Below are 5,748 nucleotides of genomic sequence, written 5' to 3'. Positions count from 1 at the left end.
ATATACAACAAAATTAGCTAATGTTATTAATATTCTTGCTCTATCTGCATTTTTAGAAGTTTCAAAGTTATAGTTTAATCTATTTTGTGGAAATATTATTATAGGAAAACGAATAATTAAAAAAATTATTAAAAATAAGGCATCTTGTTTTCTAACTTGTCTTAAAGGATTAAGACTAGATGTCTTATAATACAATATTTCCTTATCTCCTAAAAAATATGCTATATATGATTTGAAAACATTTCTCAATGTTATTATTAATGCGTAAGATATTAGTATTCCTATTACTTGAATTAAATAATACATATTTGTAAAATATGTAATAGCTGCCATTCCTATACTAAATAGAATAAACATTAAATCTAATTTATCAAATTTTCTAATCATTAGTTGATGCCTCTATTAAAAGATCTAAAGTTTGAGTATAACTATAACCTTTACTTAAAGTCGATTTAGGCAATAATGAATTTTTAGTCATACCTGGTAAAGTATTAATTTCTAAAAAATAGGCCCTATTATCTACTAAAATATAGTCTACTCTTGCATAACCTTTACACTTTAATGATTTATATACTTTTCTTGTAAAATCATCTATTTCATTTTGTAATTCTTTTTCAAATTCATGAACATACTCAAGTGCTCCACCATTTTCATATTTTGATTTATAATCAAAGAAAGTATCTTTAAGTGGTTCTATTAAAATAGTTGGAAATACCTCTCCCTTAATAATAGGAACAGATATTTCTATACCTTTCATTATTCTTTCAACTAAAGCTTCATCATCTATCAAAAATATTTCATTAAGAGCCTTTTCAAATTCTTCTTGATTAGTGGCAAAATTAATACCTATACTAGAGCCTCCACTATTAGGTTTAAGTATTACCTTATCTCCAAGATTTAAGTCTGAAAAGTTTATTTTATCCCCTTTTCTTACACTTATACCATCAATAACTCTTACACCACTATTTTTAACTATTAACTTAGAAATATTCTTATCCATAGACATTGCACTTGATAAAACACCACATCCTGAATATGGTATATTCATACTATCTAATATAGCTTGTACTCTTCCATCTTCTCCAAATATGCCATGTAAAGCAATATATACAAAATCAACATTCATATCCCTTAATTTAAATATATCTTCTGCTTTTTCCAATTCTAATCCTATAACTTCATATTTAGATTTATCAAGATTATTTATTATCTCTTTACCTGTATTTATAGAAACTTCTCTTTCACTTGATATTCCACCATAAATAACTGCAATTTTCATTAATCTATCACCTTTTTCATAGCATCTACTACTGGTTTAAATGTTATTTTATTTTTTTCATTAAGATTCATTAATACTTCATGCATTTCTAAAATATATTTAGATTTTTCTTTCATATTAGATGTATCTTCTCCTTCAATTCTTTTTATACTTAATAAATCAATATCTTCATTTATAACATCACAAAATTTATCTATACCAGTTTGTTTTAATAAAGTTTGTGCTTCTAAACTTGGATTAAGTATAACAAATTTTTCAGATTTTTTAGTTTTTAGGTCTACTACTAATTTAGCTACTAATCCTAAAAAAGTTGAGTCCATATATTCTAATTGTGACATTTCAAAACTTAAAGTCTTTATATCATTAAATATATTGTCTATATAATCTGATAAAATTTTAGCATTTTTCATAGTTGCTTTACCTATAATTTTAAATATATATCTTCCATCTAAGTTAATATATTGAAATTCATTATTCATATTTAAGTACCTCTTCTATATTATTAAATATATATTTTTCTCCACAAAAACTACAAACTATCTCTATATTACCATCTTCTTTTATCATTTCTTCTAATTCTTTATTAGAAACTGAATTAATTAAAGCTCTTCCCATATATGATCTACTACAATCACATTCAAATTTAATTTCATTTGTATCAAGTATTTTAATATCCTCTATTTTAGGTAATTTATCATAAGGAAGTCCTTTATACTTATTCTCATTCTCAAATAATTCTATATCATTTTCAAATATTAAATGCGCTATTCTTTCAAGAGAAAAATTATGTTCTAACATTTTAGTTATAGAAGTCAATCTATTTAATTTTTCTAAAATAAAGTTAAACACTTCTTCATCTCCATTAGGTAATAATTGTATCAATAAACCTGAACTTTTAGAAAAATTTGTATTATCATCATAACTAACAGAAGTAATTAAGATTGATTTAGTCTGCGTTGATTTTTCATAATAATCATTCATTGCAAGCTCTAATAAATTATCTTTAATTTTAAATATAGAATTATATGGATTTTTCAAACCATAATCTATCATAATTTGTAATGTACCATCATTTAAAGAAAATAACTTATTAACTTCTTCTCTATCATCATTTTTTATAGCTTCTAAAAGTTTATTATGTTTTTCTTCATCTATATTTACTTTCACTGCAACATTTGCATTTGCACTTGTTTTAGCTATTATACTTTGTAGTGCTCCTTCAGTTTTTAATGTAATACTTGAACGAGTATTACTTGATTTAATATCTTGCGCTAATATTGCGGCTAATGTTGTCATTTTTGCTATTCTTTCAGAATAAATTAAATTGGGTTTTACCCTTTCAAAAACTTCTTTAACTAATTCTGTTGTATCTAATATCTCAAATTTTAAACTTTTACTTATTCCACGTAATACCATTTTATACTCCATTCATATTTGTTAATGTTGAAAAATATGATCCAAATATATCATCAATATTTTCTTTTCTTAATATTATTTTATAACTATCCCCACTCTTCTCCATCAAAAACTGACTTAAAATTGTTTTTTTAGGTAGATTAGGTTTTTTTAATATATTTGACAATGATTCTGATATATTTATATCTTTTTCCCCATTGAAAGTTTTTCTAAATATATCTTTATATACCAAATTAAATATATTTGCTACATCTATATTTGTTATACTTACATTTACTACAACATTACCATCTTCTCTTGTTGTGCTATTTTTTACTTTATAATCCATATTTGAAAATAAGGCTTCTATAAACATTTGTTTAGATTCATTATCTGATTTAATTAAAGCAGAATCTAATAATTCTGGATTCATTAAATACTTTTTAGATTTTTCTAACTCATATTGCTTAATTTCACCTAAAAATTTATTTACCACTCCTTCTGGACTTTGTCTACAAGAAAAGAGTAGGATAAAACTTATAAAAATCACAAAAAATCTTTTCATAGTTACCTCACCTTTTTTATTTACTCATATTATTATACACCAATTTAACTTAAAAGTATATAATAAAACAAAATCTATTGAAACTTTATTTGTAAAATGTTAAAATACTTACAAATATCAAAAATTTAAAGGAGATTTTATAATGAAAAAATATAAATATCTGCTACTTCTTTCATTAATTTCTTATCTAAGTCATAGTTTAGATATAAACACTGAAATTAATGTTGGAGGTAGTGCTGCTTGGGGTGGAGATGGTATAGCTTATGGATTTAATCATTTACCAAATGTATTAAATGTAGCTTTACCACGTGAAAATACATTTGATGAATCAGATCCACAAATACCAAGTTTCACTGTTGAATCAAGAACTCCAAGTCCTAAATCAACTCTAACTTGGGATTTTGATACAAATAGTCCTAATAAAAAGAAACCTATATATGTTCCAAGTGGCACAGATCAAGATATAGAACTTTCAAAAAGATATGTTTCAAGAGGTGTAACTATAGATAAAACTTTACTTGATGCAAAAATTAAATTAAAAGAAAATGATGATAATGCCGAATTTGGTCTTATGATAAAAGGTAGACCTCATAGAATTGATCAAGATTTTTCACTTTTTGATATTAATAGATCTTACATGTATGCTAAAGTAAATACAAAACCTATAAAACTTGATTCAACTATGTATTTTATTGGTTATGAAAATGGAACTCCTGGTATGAATAGATTTTCAGAAAACGGTTATAGAGATCCTAAAAAGAATGGGCAACTTGATCTTTCTAGCTCAATAACTCCTTTAAATACTATAATTTCTCCAATAGTAGATTTAGAATATCAAGGTACTATATTAAATCATGATAAATATGCCTTTAAACCAGGAGTAAATCTTAATTTTAATATTAATGATAATATAAACTTAACAGTTTCTGCAAAATATTTAATAGGGGATAATAATCAAAATAGAGTCTTTAATGATTTTAAAAAAGATATTAGAGCTATGGCACCAGGAAATTATAAAATTGAATATTTTAAAAAATGGGAAATAGGCGAACTTGAGCTTGATAAAGAATACAATAAAGATAAAACTATTTTAGGTAAAGATGGATATGCCGCTTATAGATATATAGGAAAAAGAGATATTAAAAAAGGAACTCTAACAGGTTTAAATGGTAGTATAAGAGCAGTTGGAGAATATACTGGAGCACTTTACGGTCAAACATTTTTAGATAAAGCAATAAATATTGGTATAGAAAAAGTTACTTCTACTTTTGATAAAGACAGTGCTCTTTCAAGAGTATCTAATGAATTTAAAAATCTAGTTTATAAAAAGCATAAAAATAATGGTTGGGAAGTATTTAAAGCTGGAGTTCGTGAATTATTTAAAGGTGATTTTTCAAAACTTGATAAAGAAATTAATGATTTAATGTCTAATAAAAATGGAGGTTGGGATAAATTAGTTAATTCTTTAGGTTATGAATTTTTAAGCCATTTAGATGAAGATGATGAATGGAAAAATCCAGTTTCTGATTTTTATGCCACACACTATATCCCTAGAGAATTTAGACCATATATGGGTACTTTCCTACCTAAAATTCCTTATGAAGATAGTGATGCAAATATTAATTTTAGAAAAAATCAACTTGAGGAAGGTGATGTAATAGTTGGAGAAGATCCTAATGCTCCAAAAAAAGAAAAACCTAAACCTGAACCCCCTAAACCTATTATACCTAAAATTTATGAAGATGATCCTAATAAAGTTAAATTATTAGGAAGTTCTAAATTAGATAAAAATCAAATTACAGTATGGCATGATTCAAGACGTGCAGCAGTGCATGCTGAATTTAATCCTTTATTTAATAATCTATCTTCTTTAATTCAAAAAATAGGTAGAAAGGAAGGCTTTATTTCATTAGCTAAAGGGGCTATGAGTATATTTAGAGATTTACTATCAAGCAATAATCCTAACCCTCTATTATTAAAATTAATAAATGAATCAGAAACATTAAGTGCTTTTGATATGTATGCTGGGTTACAAATAAATCAAAGTGAATCAAGATTTAGAGATAAAGATTTCTCAAAATTACTTTTAAATACCTATTTAAAAGATTTAAATGAAGCTTTAAATGGTAATGATAAATATACTATATCAAATGAAAAGCCAAAAATTTCTAAAGGTTTTGAAATAAATAGTGAATTAAAAACTAAAGATATTAAGTTAAAAATAGATTTTAAAAACAGAAAATATATAGACAAAGAAAATATTGAAGGTAAATATATAGTAAATAGAGAAACATGGACTTCTCCTTTAACCGATTTATATAAACCACATTTTCTTAATTATATAGTTAATACTATTGGAGATAGAGAATTTTTACATAAAAGGTATAGATTTGATACTAAAATTAACACCAATAGTATTTTAAATCAAAATATTATAAATACTCAATTTAACTATATTAATAATAATATAGATATGGGAATAAGTTTAGGGTATATTCAAGATAATATA

General features: G+C 24.5%; 6 protein-coding genes. 1 reads left to right on the top strand and 5 read right to left on the bottom strand.

The features are described from left to right. From ACWYO2_RS04645 to ACWYO2_RS04625, 5 genes are all read right to left on the bottom strand, one after another. Positions 1-387: hypothetical protein (locus ACWYO2_RS04645; RefSeq protein WP_455515325.1), on the bottom strand; the 387-nt coding region annotated here is incomplete at its 3' end. Continuing rightward, complete coding sequence (locus ACWYO2_RS04640; protein ID WP_455515324.1) at positions 380-1,279, bottom strand: D-alanine--D-alanine ligase; 900 nt, start codon at positions 1,277-1,279, stop codon at positions 380-382. The genes ACWYO2_RS04640 and ACWYO2_RS04645, both read right to left, overlap by 8 nt. Beyond that, entirely contained in the window at positions 1,279-1,758 is a 480-nt protein-coding gene (locus ACWYO2_RS04635; RefSeq protein ID WP_455515323.1) for an STAS domain-containing protein, read from the bottom strand. The genes ACWYO2_RS04640 and ACWYO2_RS04635 overlap by 1 nt, the downstream gene beginning before the upstream one ends. Continuing rightward, positions 1,751-2,695, bottom strand: a complete 945-nt coding sequence (locus ACWYO2_RS04630; RefSeq protein ID WP_455515322.1) for an Hsp33 family molecular chaperone HslO — start codon at positions 2,693-2,695, stop codon at positions 1,751-1,753. Before ACWYO2_RS04630 ends, ACWYO2_RS04635 begins: the two co-directional genes overlap by 8 nt. Before the next feature lies 1 nt (position 2,696). Further along, positions 2,697-3,170 carry a hypothetical protein gene (locus tag ACWYO2_RS04625; protein WP_455515321.1) on the bottom strand — a complete coding sequence of 158 codons (474 nt, stop codon included), beginning with the start codon at positions 3,168-3,170 and terminating at the stop codon, positions 2,697-2,699. A 211-nt stretch (positions 3,171-3,381) separates the two neighbouring features. Between ACWYO2_RS04625 and ACWYO2_RS04620 the strand changes: the two genes are divergently transcribed. Next, on the top strand, positions 3,382-5,748 hold a 2,367-nt coding region (locus tag ACWYO2_RS04620), incomplete at its 3' end, for a hypothetical protein (protein WP_455515320.1).

Source organism: Pseudostreptobacillus sp. (assembly GCF_977040545.1).
The sequence above is the reverse complement of the archived record's forward strand: the minus strand, read 5'-3'. Positions and strand labels throughout refer to the sequence as shown.

What these genes read in the sequence shown, in the direction of transcription:
- ACWYO2_RS04635 (WP_455515323.1), bottom strand. Translation starts at nt 1,758, where the DNA reads ATGAATAATGAATTTCAATATATTAACTTAGATGGAAGATATATATTT.
- ACWYO2_RS04640 (WP_455515324.1), bottom strand. Translation starts at nt 1,279, where the DNA reads ATGAAAATTGCAGTTATTTATGGTGGAATATCAAGTGAAAGAGAAGTT.
- ACWYO2_RS04630 (WP_455515322.1), bottom strand. Translation starts at nt 2,695, where the DNA reads ATGGTATTACGTGGAATAAGTAAAAGTTTAAAATTTGAGATATTAGAT.